The organism is Virgibacillus sp. GM2-2, assembly GCF_055329585.1.
This window is the reverse complement of sequence record NZ_JBUZWC010000001.1, coordinates 595,238-610,716: the sequence shown is the minus strand read 5'-3', so window position 1 is coordinate 610,716 and position 15,479 is coordinate 595,238. Positions and strand designations below refer to the sequence as shown.

The following is a 15,479-nucleotide window of genomic DNA, read 5'->3' as shown; positions in this document are numbered from 1 at the left end:
GTGCATTCTCCTTTAATTCGCAATCGGTCTCCTTTTAAAGACGGAGTAATGTTGAAGTTTATAGATTAAAAAAGATGCAATTGTTGCTTTCAAGGCATCTCCTGGTAAGTATACTAGACTCATCTTGGCAGCTGTTAAAAGATCGATGTTCATCATAAATGCTTGTACAGGAACACCAATTAAATAGATTAAGAAAATTCCTATCGTTAGGTTGATTAGTAGAATGTTAGCTAATCGTAGGTTTTTAAAGTGAGATTGGATGTAACCTAGTACGTAAGCCGTTATTGGATAGGATAGCAAATAACCTGCGCTAGGTCCAAAAAACACTCCCAGCCCACCGCGGCCACCTGAAAGAAGTGGAAGACCTGCTGCAACAAGTGCCAAGAAAACAAGCATACTCATACCACCTAAACGGGCACCGAGAAGTCCACCTGCCAGAAGCACACCTAGCGTTTGCATTGTGATTGGTACGGGTGTAAAAGCAAGGAAAATTGGAGGAATAAAGCCAAGCGCCCCCATAATTGCCGCAAATAAAGCAACATATGTAATTTCACGTATGTTCATAACGAATCTCCTATTCTATGTTAGTAGGTTGCATACCTATTAATGTAATGTGATTTACCCTTTATGTCAACCAATTATTTCACTAAGTTAACATAAACAGTTTGTACCATTGGAATGATACAAACTGTGACTAATTTCCATTTTAAATAATATACAGGTTTGATTACATAATCTGAGTAAATCATCCGGATTTAGTAGGGTGTAAAGATTGTGTAAAGTTACGTTTAATCCTCTTCTTCTGGGTTACTAGTTTATGTATGATAAATGTATAGGTCTAAAGGAGGGTGCGTATGAAAAAGGGGTCCGTATTAAAGAGAGTAGCAAAGAAAATAAATACCTTATCTATACGATCACGTGTAATAGCGAGTTTTTCTGCCGTACTTTTATTACTGATCGTAATGAGTAGTATTATCTATTATTTCATGCATACCATTTCTAATAATGATAAAGAGATTGACCAATTGGCATTACCAATCATGATGGAAGCAACTAGTATAAATAATGATATGTTGAAAATAAATAAATATTTGAATGAGATATCTAGCACGACCTTAACCGTTTCTATTAAAAAATTAGAGAGTGATATACATACTACGATAAAAAACTTAGAAGCAAGTAGAAAGAGGATTGAGCCTTTAATTGTTAAATTAGGTGATAGCAGTGTGAAAAATTCATATAAAGATTTTATAAAGCAGTGGGATAGCTATAAGGAGTTAACGAATAATGCTGTTAGCAACTCATTAAATGGAGAGCATAATGTAGCAAAAAATGATGCGTTTAAGAGTATAGCATATTTTGATCGGGCAAATATCTCGATATCATCTATTGTCGATACTGCTAAACAAAGAATAGCTGATAGAGTGGAATATTCCGTTCAATTAAGCAAGGCTGGTATAACATGGGTCCTAATTATTTGTGTTAGTTCAATTATTATAACAATCGTTCTTGTGTACATAACGTTACTGCTAATCACAAAGCCACTAGCAAGAATTTCTTATCAGGTCGAAAGAGTAGCTTCTGGTGACTTTACTGTACCATCTTTAGAGGTAAAGACGAAGGATGAACTTGGCAAACTAACGAGTAATTTTAACGAGATGACTAAATCGCTGAGGTCTATTTTCAAGGATGTTAAGAATAATATTAAACATGTTAATCATACTGCAGAACAGCTTTCTATTAATACTGTAGAGACAAAGGCTGGTATCAATCAAGTAGCTGTTTCAATTGATGAGGTATCTTCTGAGACAATTCAACAGTTTGACAGTATGGCGCTAATGGAAAATTACATGAATGATATTGCGAAGGAGGTTGAGGATGTAGAGGGAAATATTAAGACCGTCATGGATCTCTCAACTATTGCAACCAACAAGGCCAATGTAGGTAAAACAGATATAAATGTGATTGTCTCTAAATTTAACGAGATTGAATCAAACGTAAAAAAATCCGTACATAAGATTGATGTACTTGGAGAAAAAACAGGTGAAATCGATACGATAGTAGCTGTCATTAGCGATTTAGCTAGTCAAACAAATTTGTTAGCGTTGAACGCGACTATAGAGGCGGCAAGAGCTGGTGAAGCAGGTAAAGGGTTTGCTGTAGTAGCTGATGAGGTAAGGAAATTAGCTAGTCAATCATCTGAGGCTACAGTTAATATAAGCTCTATTATTGAAGCTATTCAGCGGGAAACAAAAGAAGTAATAAACGTGATGAGGAAGACAAATGATTCGACTGATAACAGTAAAGAAATCATTATGAAAACAGGTAGTAATTTTGGCGAAATTGTTGACGCCACAACGAATGTTTCGACTAACGTAAGTAGAGTTTTAGACAACATGGAGAAGGTAACGAAGAGAACGAAAGAAATATCATCTATGATTAACCAAATGGGAATAGCCGCAAAACTGAGTTCCTCTAATGCAGAAACAGTTGCTGGTATTTCTGAAGAAGTAAATGCGTCATTTGAAGATGTATCGAATAAATTAGAAACGTTAACAGCTATGAGTAATAGGCTAAATAAGAAAGTTGATACGTATGTGACTGAATAATATGTATTCAATATAATACGAGGCTGAGACATAAGTATTTTTATCAAAGTAAATTCGAACAATAATATAAATTGCGTAATAAAACCGCTCCGGAAATATACTTCGCGCACCTTAGGGAGACTAACCGATGCCTTTCCTCCCGCAGGACAAGGAATGCTTCCCTAAAAAGCATCGCACGCAGAAAAAGTGATTTTCTTTTTCAAGGAGTCTGCGTATATTTCCGGAGCTAATATAACTCATTGTTCGTGATTTTACTTGATTGATTTCTTTTGTCCCAGCCTCGTCTTACTATTTATTTAGTACTGTTTTTATAAAATTTTTCATACCCCTCAGAAATTTGCTCCAAAGATCCATAATGTTTTTCAATCGTTTTAAGTAATATTTCTTCCATTTGCTCTGTTTTATGGGCTATTCGTTTATCGATATAAGGATAATTCTTTAAATCTGATAGCATCCCCATAAACTTTTCCATCGAGTGTTCCTGTACTAAGTAGTTAATGAAGAGGTATCCGTACACATCAAGATACTTTTCCTCGCTTATAGCGGAAATCTTAGGGAACGATACTTTGCCTTCCAGTCGATCAAGCATGGTTTGTGATGCCTTGTTGCTTTTGTTTAAATCAAATGAAAACATACCGCCTGACTCTTTAAGTCCTTCTGGTAAGAAGTTTGCAAAGCCTTCTTGGAACCATATTGGGGAATTATCGTTTGTTAAATCGGATAAAAGCTGATGCGCAATTTCATGAGCTAAAATGTACTGGGTAGCTTCTTCATTGTCATTAACTACTACTTTTATCGCTTCGTGGTATTCATTCCAGCCCAGAGCTTTATCCGTCCAGAAGGGAATCGTTGCGACTAGCTCATTACTATTTTTGAAAAGTTTTACGTCAACTCGCTCTACCTGCCATTTAAAACTATTTTTATATGCCCCAACCACTTTTTTTGCATGATCTAGTACGTTAGTAGCCGTCTCCTTTTGTGATTCCAAATAATTAACAGTAAAAATTCCATCTTTTATTTCCCTAAATGGCATGCCGTATATTTTCCACTCGTCTGTATCATTAATCGCGGTAGAAATGCCGTAAGTAACAGAAGCATTTAATGTTTCTCCAGTTGGTCGTTCGATGTAAACGGTGAAACTAACCTGCCCTTTTTCAGAAGATGTTAGTGTAATATCTTTTATACTTGCTTCGATTTTATAACCGTCATATAACAAATAAACATATTCTTCAAACCATCTTTCTTGTTCTTTATAAAACAATTCATCACGTTTACTGAAAAGTTGAAGGAAAGCTTCTTTGTCTTGGTTTTTTAGGCCAGACTCTAATCCTTTAGTTAATTGTATATCAACTTGTTTCTCAGCCTTTTCTAATGTAATTTTTTCATTCTCTTTAGGATTGTCTTGTGTGGTTTGTTCGGTTTTCTCATTTTTCTCTTCGTCCGCTTTTGGTTCATTCGAACAGCCGTATAGAATTAGTGCGAGGGCAATACCAATAAATAGAACATATCTGTTCACTGCACTTCACTCCCTAAAATGGATTTCGATCCTGGTGGGGAATCATTGGAGGTTTTGTAGTGTAGGTTTCTCATTAAGGATATGTTTATATGAATTTTGCAAAAATTACACCTTAACTATATCACAATCTATTCAGTAATGATAATTAAAAAATAATCTAATCATTGGATCAGAATTATTTTAATTATAACGTCAGAAAGTCTAAGTTAGGATAGACATTCTAAAAAATTCGGCATTAGCTACTGAGTGCCAATTGAATGCCGAATTTTTCTAATGAGTGATCTGTAAAAGGAAGCTATACATTCAATATTTCTCGAATGTCTTCTTCCGTAAGCATAGCAGCAGACTTATCTTCAGGATCAATAACCTCTGCTATTAAATGCTTCTTCTTTTCCTGTAGTGTGTTCATTTTTTCTTCAATAGTACCGCGTGCAACCAGTTTAATGACCTGAACAGCATTTGTTTGGCCGATGCGATAGGCACGGTCAGCAGCTTGTTCTTCAACTGCGGGATTCCACCAGAGATCGTACAGGATGACAGTGTCTGCCCCGGTAAGATTTAGTCCTGTACCGCCTGCTTTTAAGGAAATAAGGAAAATTTTTCGTTCTCCGGAATTGAATCGGTTGCTAATTTCTACGCGTTCCTTTGAAGGAGTTTGTCCGTCGAGGTAAAGGTAGGATTGACCTTGTCTGGATAGATTTCTGCCGATCAGTTCAAGCATTTTGGTGAATTGGGAAAATATCAAAATTCTTCTACCTGCAAGTCTTGATTCTTCTATGATTTGCATCAACTGTTCAAATTTCGCTGAGCTTCCGTTATAGCCATCGACAAACAATGCTGGGTGGCAACAGATTTGTCTTAGTCGGGTTATGCCAGCAAGTATTTTGATACGGTTTTTTCGAAGCGTATTCTTGTCCAAATGCTTCAATGTGTCTTGTCTTAGTTTCGCTAAATATGCGCCGTACAGTTTTTTCTGATCTGGTAATAACTCTGCTGTTTCAATTGATTCCATTTTTTCTGGGAGCTCTAATAGTACATCTTTTTTCAATCTCCGAAGTAAAAATGGACGGATTCTACGAGAAATTTTCTTTTTTGTAAGATTGCTGAATTCTTTTAATCCCTGAAATAATTCCGGAAAAACTACGTGAAAAATCGACCATAATTCTTCTAGAGAATTTTCAACAGGTGTACCAGTTAGGGCAAAACGATAGTCCGCCCGAAGTTTCTTTACTGCTCTGGCAGTTTGGGTTACTGGATTTTTAAATGCTTGAGCCTCATCAAAAAAGATTGTGTGAAAGATTTGTTTCTTGTACCAATTGATGTCTGAACGAAGAAGCGGATAAGAAGTAATTACTACATCGCTATCCTCCATAACATCCATCTGTTTCGCAACTCGCTCTCGTATACTTCCATCCATCACTTTTGCATTTATTTGTGGCGCAAATTTTTTCATTTCGCTGAGCCAGTTATACGTCAATGATGATGGACAAATAATAAGGACGGGTTGCTTCTTTTTTCGGACTTCCAGTAGCTCCGATAAAATAAACGCGATACTTTGCAAGGTTTTGCCTAGCCCCATATCATCAGCCAATATGCCACCGAATCCGAAGCTGGAAATTTTTTTCATCCAGCGATATCCATGTGCTTGATAGTCTCTTAATACGGGTTGCAGACTGTCCGGTACTTTGTATTCTGAAGGATTAGGATTCTGGATACTTTCTATAAACTTTTGGAAAGACTCTTCGAATGTGAATATATCGTGCTTATTGGTAGTGTCGAGAAGCCGAAGACCTTGAACAATTGGCACATTCAAGCGGCTTTCCAAGTCCTCTTCCTGCACTGGAGCTGCATGTAAAAAACGTTTGATTTCTTCAAATTCACGCGTTTCAAGAGATAAAAGCGACCCACTTTTTAACCGATAATATTTTCGTTTTTCCTCTAATGCAGCTAATATTTCTCGAATATGTTTTTCATGGATGCCTTCCATTTCAAATGTAAACTCCAGCCAATTCGTGCGTTCTTTATTTACTTTGACCTTAATCTGTGGATGCTCGTTTTTTTTGATAATCCGGTTTCGGACCGCTGTGGTTGCGTAAATCGTAACGTGTTTTTCGAGTTTCGGAACGATATGGTACAAAAATGCGTACTCCAATGCTTCATTATGTAGAAAATAGCCTCCCTCTGTTTTGGAGAATGAAGCGTCTTCCATCAATTCTAGAATTGTTTCTTCTTTTTCGACGTCACGAATAACGTAGGAATTGGAAGGAAGTTCTCTACTTTCTAAAGGATTGGTCATTGTTTGATCATAATGAAATTCGAGTCCCGCGAGCAGTCGGTTTTTGACCCGATCCAAATATAGTTTAGCAACTAAAGGAGTCTTTTTAAGCTTTGTTGCGATGGCGTCAGAAATACGGATTTCGCCTAATCTTTTTAATCCAGCAAACACTTTTTCTAAAAATAAATTTAGTTGTTCTTGACGTATTGGTATATCAGTCGTACCCGAGGAATCCAACATCTGTTTTAATTCGAAAAGTCTTTTACAATCTTCGCTTTTCAGTGAGATTAATTTGTTATCAACTAAAACAGATTGATAGGCATTTAAAATAACTATTCGATCTAACCCTTTTGTTTGCAGTTGATAGTCTGTGTTATCGCCTTGTGTAAAGTAAAACTGTAAAGGAAGTCGCTCGTTTGTTACGTTAAGCCCGTCAAATATATTTCCGTTATACGATAGCTTTACTAAGGGTGCTTGTGGAAGCGTTGTTACAAGCCTTGCCCATGAAGATGGTGGGATAAGTAAAGTCTGATTACCAATTGGAAGGTCTGATTTGTCTGATAGCCCGTCTATATACACGCTTTCATCATGTACTACATGAATAAGTTGCTGCATGATGTTGTCCGTTTCTTTTTGAAAGCAATGAAGGCTTGGATCGTAAACAAATGAGGGAGTTACTGAATTTTTACCTTGTTTCAGTTGGATCAAAAAGTCTCGAATATTTACCACATCTGTTTGATCAACTTTTATTTCGATGCCAATAAGCTGTTCGCCTTTCGATACAGTTACTGGTTTGCACCTGAAAATTACATCTAGTATTTCCCTGTTTTCAAAGTGTGTCTGGTGCCTTCTTGGTCTGATTGGCTGGTCGTTAAAAAGAGCTAATAGATTATCCGTTATGGCCTGATTGGAGTCTGGCCTACGCCCCTGTTGTCCCCAAATGGAAAGTAAAACCGCTGCAATATGCTGGCATTTGGTTTTTAGTGAAGGGAGTGTTGGGCAACTGCATTCTGCGCGAAAGTCTTCGTCTTTATCCTTTTCCACAATGACATGAAAGTCTTCCGTTCCTGAAACGGTCGCTTCGCATTTTTCCGAACTGTAATTAGTAAATGTTACTTTATTATTTCGATAAAAATTTTCTCCGCTTTTAAAAGAAATAGGGCCGCACATTTTTTTAATTGTTTTTTCGTCCAGTCGTATGTTCAATTGCCCTGCTCCTTTCATTATGACTTCGTTACATCTAGTTAGGATGATTGTATCACAATGCTCGTGTATATCAGAAGGAGGAAGAAGTTTTGAGATGATGGCTCCAATGAAAGGCAAATCTAGTGGAATAGTCGATTATTAACACGATGAAGATGAAAATGTAAAAGCATGTATCCCTATATAACATACTAAGATTAGTGGGTAAAATCATCCGTCGATGATTTTACCCACTAATCTTATGTTTATAAAACTATTCTTAAATCCGAAATAATGTTTTAATAGACTTGTACTTTCCACGTTCTACATTAGCAATGATCGCTTGCTGGTACTGATCAAGTGTATATTCATGTGTGGCTAAAGGTTCTAGCGGATAGCTAGGATGCCGTTCAATTAATTCCGTTAAAAGTGAGTGGGTAGAAATTTCTTTTCCTTCCCACAATTCCTTCTTTGAATACGCGTGTGTTCCTAAAACGGAAAGTTCATTTGCCCAAACAAATGTCCAATCTAATTGCTTGATCTCACCTGCACATCCAACAAGTGTTACCTTTCCACGCTCACGAGCCATTCGGAGTGTATCATCCAGGCTTTCCTTACTGCCGATACAATCGTATACCGCATCAAATCCTCCGACAAAGACATCCCGACCGATAGCGGGTTTATGCCTGGTGGTCTCAGGAATTTTTAACATCGTAGCCTCTAATTCCTGATTACTTGTCAAAGCTTCATCAACACCAAGTTTAAGACCCATTTCTTTCTGATAGTCGAGTAAACTGATATGCGTAATATGACAGTCAATTTCAAGCATGCGAATGGCTGCAATTACCGTGTACGCGATCATACCACCACCAATGACTAGAACACTTTCGCCCTTTTTAGGTGGTTGTCGTAGTACTGCATGTAATCCTACACTTAGCGGTTCATACATTGCAGCTACTGTATCTGTAACGGTATCTGGAATAGGGATAATCATCGATTCATGTACAACAAGTGACTCACTCCATCCTCCGGGTAAATCCTTACAAAATCCAAGGATCATCCCGGGACCGAACGTATCGGCTCCGCTTTTATACCGACATAGGCTGTGCATCCCCTTTTTACAAGCCGGACAAAGTTCTTCTCGTCCACGGACTTCACACGTGATATAGGGGTCAACGGAAATGCGTTGCCCAACCTCTATGCCTCGAACATTATTCCCGACCTTGGTAACTATTCCAACAACTTCATGGCCCAAAACAGATGGGAATGAGTTGAAGGGTGTGAGTGCTGGAGAAGTTTTATAAAATATTGCCCCCATATCTGACCCGCAAACACCTGCATAGATTGGTTTTACTTTTACCCAGTTTTCGTTCGGTAAGGTAGGTTCATCCACCTCTTGCATGGATAGCGCAGATGGCTTCCCATAATACAACGATGGAAAACGTTTCCCAAGTGCTTTTGCTGCAATATACCTTGGTACGGAAAAGTCGTAAACAATAGCCTTCATTATTTTCCACTTCCTGGTCGTTGAATAACTCCAAATGCCACCTTTTTATGCATGAAAGAAGGCTTTGTCCCAATAGAAAAACGACTTGGGGTTAGCTCTGAACTTGGGAAAAACTGTGGTATTTTCGGATTCCTCTTGCATGGATCGGCCATTAGTTTTTCCTGTACCATCGAATTGTATTGTCTTGCTGTTCCCTCAAGCGTATTACCGTTAATGACAACCTCGAATCCAGTGTGTTTTGCATATTTTTTCAAGCCAGGTATTCCACTTTCCTCTGGTACAAAACATTCAGCTGCAATGCCATTTTCACTACTTACCCAAATTCCAGAATTCGTATTTACAACTAGCGAGTGGTTTCCTTGTGTGTGTCCTGGGGTCCATATTAAGGAAACACCAGGTCCCAACAGCACATCACCTTCTATAAACAATACGCGATCCATCGGGATGTCAGCGTATTTTTCAGGTTGGTACCATTGCGTTTGCATTGGATGCAAGCAAGGTAAAATATCCCACTCTTTTTGCTGAACAATTAGCTTTGCATTTGGAAAATAGGCTTCCACTGCAGAATTCGGACTTATATCAGCTTGTGGTTTTGTCGTTCCTAGCCACCGACGTACATCCTGAGTGTGAAGATGATCATAAGTGATAAAATCGATGTCTTCTGGTTTCAATCCGACTTCTTTTAAATAACCTTCCACTGTTCCATAGCGCTTCGTTAGTACACTTTTACTTAAAAAATCCCCATAGTTTTCGATTAAGGAGCTATAAAAAGGAGTTCCTTCCGCTAATTCTGTTTCAGAGGGTTCATTAAGTAGTGTCCATGTTCGTCCTTCTGCTTGCCATTGAACGATAAACATGCGGTTTGTGAACCATAAAAATGGTGACAAACTACTTCCTGCCCGCCATAGACCGTATTTGGTTGGATATGGTACTTTAATTAAATCAAATGAATGAAATGCTGAAGCCATGCCTGTTGATTTAAACCATTCTTTAAACGCTGGAACAGTTTCTTTAATCTTTTGTAGCTGGCGTCCTGGATTATTATCAATATGCACCTCATCAAAGTGCGTTATTTTTTGAAAAGTAGTTTCTGATATTACAGTTTCCATCGTTTTCATTCAAATACGCCTCCTCATTTAAATAATCTAAGCATTAATATTTCGGAACTTTCTAATTTAATTATACAAATCGTTGGATATAAAGTATATTTAAATATAATAATATTTACTTAAGCTAAATTAATAATAAAGGAGTAATTTTGTGAAATTAGATCAGCTTGAATATGTTGTGGAAGTTGCTAAATATGGTTCGATATCAGTTGCCTCTAAGAATTTACATGTGACACAGTCAGCGATTAGCCAATCAATTACCAATCTAGAAAAGGAATTGGGGGTAAAACTTTTTGAGCGGTCACGACTTGGAGCCACACCAACAGAAAGAGGAAGTAAAATTATTAAAAAGGCATTAGAAACATTAACGAAGCTTCAAGAATTAAAGGTCGAAGCGGATTCTAGTGTGAAAGCAATGCACGGTAAATTACGGATAGGTACCATTCCTAGCCCATTGATGTACTTACCGCGAACGCTTTCCGTTTTTAAAAAGGATTATCCAAACGTTGAGCTGGAGACTTCGGAAAAAGCTTCTCAGGATATAATTGATTCGATCAAGCAAGATAAACTTGACCTTGGAATTATTGGTTTGACAAGACGTGGAAATGAGTTGAAAGATAAAAAAATTGCGACAGAAATCATTCTCCGTGGAGAAATGATCGTTGCTGCAAGTAAACAGTCTTCTTTGAGTCTCACTGAATCTGCAACACCCGAGGAATTAAAAGAATATGATTTTGTTATTTACAATGATGATCGAATGTGGGAGTTCGTGGATTACTTTGTATCCCAATTTGGTCCGATAAACATCTTATTTTCTACGAATAATTTGGATGCGATTCGTAATGCCCTCCTGGAAAACATAGCAATTACAATTGGTCCTGATTACACGGTGAAAAATGATCCTTGTGTAAAAACAGGTCAGGTAGTACCTGTGACAATTGCTAACCTGGAACAGGATTATCCTGGCATGGCCCTAGCGTGGTCAAAAGAGAAGCAAAGCACAAGCCTTATCAATGATTTTGTCTCAAGGCTTAAGCTTGATATGATTAAATTGAAGGAATCTACTTGATGTTTTATAAAAAGGGAGAAAGTTATACAACTAGTAAGCTTACATGTCAGTGGAAAGAGGCTACATCGTAGCTGATCAACACTTGCTTCAATCGAAACAACTTGGAAGAAACAGAGTAACAGCTAGTATGGAAAAATAGGTTCCTGACACTTTTCTAAGCTTTCTAGAAAAAGTGTCAGGCAATGTTTTTAGCGGTAGATGTGTATGAGGCTATTGTCTTGCCCACGCGCGAAAACGTCGATTCGATTTGGCCCCCATGATACGGCAGCTGGCTCTGAAGTGAGTGTTCCGTTAAGATTTTGCCAACCAGACCAGCGCGATCCATTCCACGTTTTTACATATAAATCATTACCCGTTCCACGCACAAATACTTGCAGTTGGTTTGAGCGGGTAGATGAAACTGCTGGTGCTGAGGTGAGAATACCGCCGAGTGATTCCCAGTTACTCCAGCTTGATCCGTTCCACCATTTATGAATTAAGTCACGATTTTGTCCTTGAGCAAAGACATCGATTCGGTTAGGTCCCCACGAAACAGCTGCTGGTGCTGATGCTAGGTTACCACCGAGGTCTTCCCAGTCTTCCCAGTTAGAGCCGTTCCATGTTTTCTTATACAATCGATTATTTGTTCCTCTAACAAAAACATCGAGTTGATTGGATTTGCGTGATGAAACTGCTGGTGCACTTGTTAGCACGCCACCAAGGCTCTCCCAATCACTCCAGTTGGATCCGTTCCACCATTTGTGATATAAGCTGTTGTCGGTTCCTCGAACGAATACATCAATACGGTTTGGCCCCCACGAGACAGCTGCTGGTGAGGAAGTCAATACACCACCAAGACTTTCCCAATTGCTCCATTGTCGACCATTCCACCAAATATGATATAGTGCTTGGTCTGTTCCTCTAGCAAAAACATCCAGGCGATTTGGTTGCCAAGAAGCGGCAGCTGGCCCTGATGTCAGTACTCCACCTAAGCTTTCCCAATTTGACCAATCATTATCTGGTTGGCCGCCGTCACCATCTGTGATTAAATTTAATACGATTTCAATAATGGTAAGAAAAGTACGATCTACCACGTTTTGTGGAATGTTAAATCTACCGAGGAAAAAGTTAATCCATGGAACTTGGCTTTGAAACTGATTGTATATACGGTTTGCGGATTGGTTTGTATTCGCTTGATTAAGTGTGAACCTAACTACTAGTGAGAAAATGTAATCGGTAATAGCTCGGTTCATTCCTGCTTGCTCAAACGTTGTATATAAATTGCCATGACCAGTACGAAGCATTTGCATGACTTCTTGAACGCTTGGCTGTTGGCGGAAAAGTTCCTGTGACTGCTGTTCGTTGTAATTTCCCATTGGTATAAATTTTGGTTTTCTAAACATCTAGATACCTCCCGAATTTTTCACGGTCAGTATATGCGAACATGGGCAATTTGGATAACGAACAAGTAGTTAATTCTAGTAGTCTCTGCATTTTAATTTTGCCTAATTTTCGCTATACTAGTAGGAATAGACTGGAGTGAACGCTCATGGACAAAAAAAGCCTTTTAGATAAAGTTAACAATCATATACCTTCTATTCTTGGAAGTGAACAATTTTCGAAGTATGCTATTTTGCTCCCACTTGTGCAACAGGACGATGGTATCCATGTACTATTTGAAGTACGTTCTCGTAATTTACGCCGACAACCAGGCGATATTTGTTTTCCAGGTGGAAAAATGGATAAACGTGATCAATCAGAAAAAGCTACTGCACTTCGTGAAACGGAAGAAGAATTAGGGATTAGTAGGGAAAACATTTCGGACGTCTCTCCACTAGATTACTTCGTCTCTCCATTTGGCATGTTTATTTATCCGTATGTGGGGTTCGTTCATTCCCCAGAACTAATAAAGCCGAATCCTACTGAGGTGGAAGATACATTTAGCGTTCCGTTATCCTTTTTCTTAGAAGAAAAGCCGCAAATCCACCGCGTTCATTTGGATGTACAACCAGAAGAAGATTTTCCATATGAACTGATTGCGGGAGGGGAGAATTATAACTGGCGCACAAGACACATTGATGAATATTTTTACGTTTACGAGGACCGGGCTATTTGGGGATTAACGGCTAAAATTTTATCCCATTTTGTAGAGGTAATAGACGATAAGGCATAGATCGAAAGGTGGGATGATGAATGGATGCGTAATTTGTATGATGAGGTAACGGATGAAAAAGTGAAGGATCAGGCATTGGGATTAATTGACCTAGAGAAAGATCCTAAATATCAAAAGAAGTATCGAACGGTTTGGAAAAACACATTGAATAAACAAAAACACAAGAATCGTCTTCCCATTGTTTTGGATTACGGTTCTTGTGTTTGTTTCGGTATAGTAGATCCTTTTTTGTTTTTGTGCGCTGTGTTCGTAAATCTAGCTGAGCAAACGGACTTCTGCTTTTCTCCGGATTGCGCCTTCCTTCACGAATTAGTTTCTCGCGTTTTTTCCGCGCGTTCGATTTTGCCATGAATATCACTCTCCAATTTGGATTTGTTTTTTATTATACATAAACTAAAAAATTTATAAAGAGATAAAAGAGCAAAATTAATCAAGTACAATCATTTCCATTATGACATAATGAAATTGGGTGATTGTTTAAAAAATCCACTGGTGAAACCTTTCAACGATTTATGGATGACCAACGACTCTCCTATTCCGCTAATGAATTGACCACCACAGGAAAGCGAATTATTGATATTGCATTGGACTATAACTTTGGTTCGCATGAAGTGTATACACGTTTATTTAAGAAAAATTTCAATGTATCACCGTCCGCGATTAGGAATAAACAAGAGATCTATGCCTATTTTGAACCAATCTGGTCTTGTCGTAGGACTTCATTTTGTCAGTTACGCTGTATATAAAAAGGGACTCTTATGTAGTACAATTGTCCGGTTGCTACTAGAAATGTGCGAGAATACTAGTCAAGCAATTGAATTATTAAAAAAAGTACCTCATGCAGCTAGTTACAATTATTCACTTCTTGATAAAAATGGAAACATGGCAGTATTTGAGGCGACTCCAAAAAGTTATTCCGTTCGTATAGGTCAGAAAAAAATGGCATGTGTTAATTCCTTTGAATCAGATGCATTGAAAGTCTTTAATCGTTCAGAAACTACGTCAAATGAACGCTTGCAAGCATTAGAACAAGTTGATGTGAGGAAATCGGAAGTAAGAAGTATTCATCAACATTTTAGTGACGAGAGGTCTCCGTTATTTTACACCGATTACGACAACCTCTTTGGAACGCTTCACACAGTTTCGTACATTCCTAAAGATAGAAAAGTTTTACTTACCGCGGCAGGGAACGAAATGGAAGAGTTGTATATTTGAATATAAGCACACGTAACTAATTACGTAGATCTTATAAGAAAAATTCGGCATTCGCTATAAGACGAGGCGAATGCTGAATTTTTCTAATCTAAATAGAGCGAATACTACTATTATTTTGATATAATAAGCTTAACAGATTTGATGAAGGGATCTAGGCTTATGATTAGCTGGTGGAGTGAGGAAGCGGAATTTATTCAGCCATTTGATTGGCATCATTTCATTTATATTTTGATAGTGGTTGTGGCGTTGGCCATGCTTCTGTTGAATCGCAGTAAGGTTAAGGCGAACCGTAAGAAAGTCGGAGATACTATTTTAGTAGTGTTGATTTTTCAACAACTTCTACTTTACGCGTGGTATTTTTTGAGACTGGCTTCAACATGGCTGAATCGCTTCCGCTTCACATTTGTCGCATATCTAGCTTGTTAGGTATATATTTTCTTATTACGAAGAATACAAAAGTACTTGAGATTATCTTTTATTTTGGGCTTTTCGCATACGGTTCGTTTTTGTATCCACAACGCATTTATCCGATTGACCATGTGATTGGAATTTCGTTCGTTATCAATCACGCAGTTACCATACTGATGCCCTATTTCGCCTATATTGCCTATGATTGGCGACCAGAATTCAAGAGTGTGTTGAGAACATATAGTTACTTTCTCGTCTATTTCGCGTTCGTCTATTATGTCAATCCACTAATTAAGGGCAATTATTTTTACCTAAAGTATCGACCGTTTTTACATGACTGGTCTGAAGCAGTTTACATAGCAGGTGTTCTTGCTGTCACATTTGTTGGATTTATGGTGGCATATTGGGTTATCAAAACAATAAGTAGAAGGTGAATG

Annotated in this window: 14 protein-coding genes; 7 read left to right on the top strand and 7 right to left on the bottom strand. The window is 38.0% G+C overall.

From position 1 onward, the window contains the following. Window positions 1–12: 12 nt before the first annotated feature. Window positions 13–564, bottom strand: a complete 552-nt coding sequence (locus ACY9Z2_RS02750; protein ID WP_463608068.1) for a biotin transporter BioY — start codon at window positions 562–564, stop codon at window positions 13–15. 290 nt (window positions 565–854) lie between these two features. Between ACY9Z2_RS02750 and ACY9Z2_RS02745 the strand changes: the two genes are divergently transcribed. Continuing rightward, on the top strand, window positions 855–2,609 hold the full coding sequence (locus tag ACY9Z2_RS02745) for a methyl-accepting chemotaxis protein (protein WP_463608067.1): 1,755 nt from the start codon (window positions 855–857) through the stop codon (window positions 2,607–2,609). 292 nt (window positions 2,610–2,901) lie between these two features. On the opposite strand, the gene ACY9Z2_RS02740 is transcribed toward ACY9Z2_RS02745, so the two are convergent. The 4 genes from ACY9Z2_RS02740 to ACY9Z2_RS02725 all read right to left on the bottom strand — a co-directional run bounded on the left by ACY9Z2_RS02740 (window position 2,902) and on the right by ACY9Z2_RS02725 (window position 10,207). Next, window positions 2,902–4,125 (bottom strand): hypothetical protein, encoded by a 1,224-nt coding sequence (locus ACY9Z2_RS02740; protein ID WP_463608066.1) that lies wholly within the window; start codon window positions 4,123–4,125, stop codon window positions 2,902–2,904. Between the two features lie 295 nt (window positions 4,126–4,420). After that, window positions 4,421–7,606 (bottom strand): SNF2 helicase associated domain-containing protein, encoded by a 3,186-nt coding sequence (locus tag ACY9Z2_RS02735; protein ID WP_463608065.1) that lies wholly within the window; start codon window positions 7,604–7,606, stop codon window positions 4,421–4,423. Between the two features lie 256 nt (window positions 7,607–7,862). Then, window positions 7,863–9,089, bottom strand: coding sequence for a zinc-dependent alcohol dehydrogenase (locus tag ACY9Z2_RS02730; RefSeq protein ID WP_463608064.1), 1,227 nt, complete (start codon window positions 9,087–9,089; stop codon window positions 7,863–7,865). Beyond that, entirely contained in the window at window positions 9,089–10,207 is a 1,119-nt protein-coding gene (locus ACY9Z2_RS02725) for an MBL fold metallo-hydrolase (RefSeq protein WP_463608063.1), read from the bottom strand. Before ACY9Z2_RS02725 ends, ACY9Z2_RS02730 begins: the two co-directional genes overlap by 1 nt. A gap of 142 nt (window positions 10,208–10,349) precedes the next feature. Here ACY9Z2_RS02725 and ACY9Z2_RS02720 point away from each other — a divergent pair, with 142 nt between their 5' ends. Continuing rightward, on the top strand, window positions 10,350–11,267 hold the full coding sequence (locus ACY9Z2_RS02720; RefSeq protein WP_463608062.1) for a LysR family transcriptional regulator: 918 nt from the start codon (window positions 10,350–10,352) through the stop codon (window positions 11,265–11,267). 188 nt (window positions 11,268–11,455) lie between these two features. Here ACY9Z2_RS02720 and ACY9Z2_RS02715 read toward each other — a convergent pair whose 3' ends face one another. Further along, window positions 11,456–12,649, bottom strand: coding sequence for a PLL family lectin (locus ACY9Z2_RS02715; RefSeq protein ID WP_463608061.1), 1,194 nt, complete (start codon window positions 12,647–12,649; stop codon window positions 11,456–11,458). A 146-nt stretch (window positions 12,650–12,795) separates the two neighbouring features. Between ACY9Z2_RS02715 and ACY9Z2_RS02710 the strand changes: the two genes are divergently transcribed. After that, window positions 12,796–13,419: an NUDIX hydrolase gene (locus ACY9Z2_RS02710; protein WP_463608060.1), complete on the top strand. Its 624-nt coding sequence runs from the start codon at window positions 12,796–12,798 to the stop codon at window positions 13,417–13,419. A 103-nt stretch (window positions 13,420–13,522) separates the two neighbouring features. Here the strand turns inward: ACY9Z2_RS02710 and brfA are convergent, their stop codons facing one another. Further along, window positions 13,523–13,768, bottom strand: coding sequence for a ribosome rescue factor BrfA (gene brfA, locus ACY9Z2_RS02705; RefSeq protein ID WP_463608059.1), 246 nt, complete (start codon window positions 13,766–13,768; stop codon window positions 13,523–13,525). 124 nt (window positions 13,769–13,892) lie between these two features. Here brfA and ACY9Z2_RS02700 point away from each other — a divergent pair, with 124 nt between their 5' ends. The 4 genes from ACY9Z2_RS02700 (at window position 13,893) to ACY9Z2_RS02685 (ending at window position 15,476) form a co-directional block, all read left to right on the top strand. Beyond that, window positions 13,893–14,165 carry a helix-turn-helix transcriptional regulator gene (locus tag ACY9Z2_RS02700; protein WP_463608058.1) on the top strand — a complete coding sequence of 91 codons (273 nt, stop codon included), beginning with the start codon at window positions 13,893–13,895 and terminating at the stop codon, window positions 14,163–14,165. After that, complete coding sequence (locus tag ACY9Z2_RS02695; RefSeq protein WP_463608057.1) at window positions 14,101–14,634, top strand: C45 family autoproteolytic acyltransferase/hydrolase; 534 nt, start codon at window positions 14,101–14,103, stop codon at window positions 14,632–14,634. The genes ACY9Z2_RS02700 and ACY9Z2_RS02695 overlap by 65 nt, the downstream gene beginning before the upstream one ends. A 159-nt stretch (window positions 14,635–14,793) precedes the next feature. Then, window positions 14,794–15,060 carry a Sec-independent protein translocase family protein gene (locus ACY9Z2_RS02690; protein WP_463608056.1) on the top strand — a complete coding sequence of 89 codons (267 nt, stop codon included), beginning with the start codon at window positions 14,794–14,796 and terminating at the stop codon, window positions 15,058–15,060. Beyond that, on the top strand, window positions 15,012–15,476 hold the full coding sequence (locus ACY9Z2_RS02685; RefSeq protein WP_463608055.1) for a TMEM164 family acyltransferase: 465 nt from the start codon (window positions 15,012–15,014) through the stop codon (window positions 15,474–15,476). The genes ACY9Z2_RS02690 and ACY9Z2_RS02685 overlap by 49 nt, the downstream gene beginning before the upstream one ends. Window positions 15,477–15,479 lie beyond the last annotated feature (3 nt).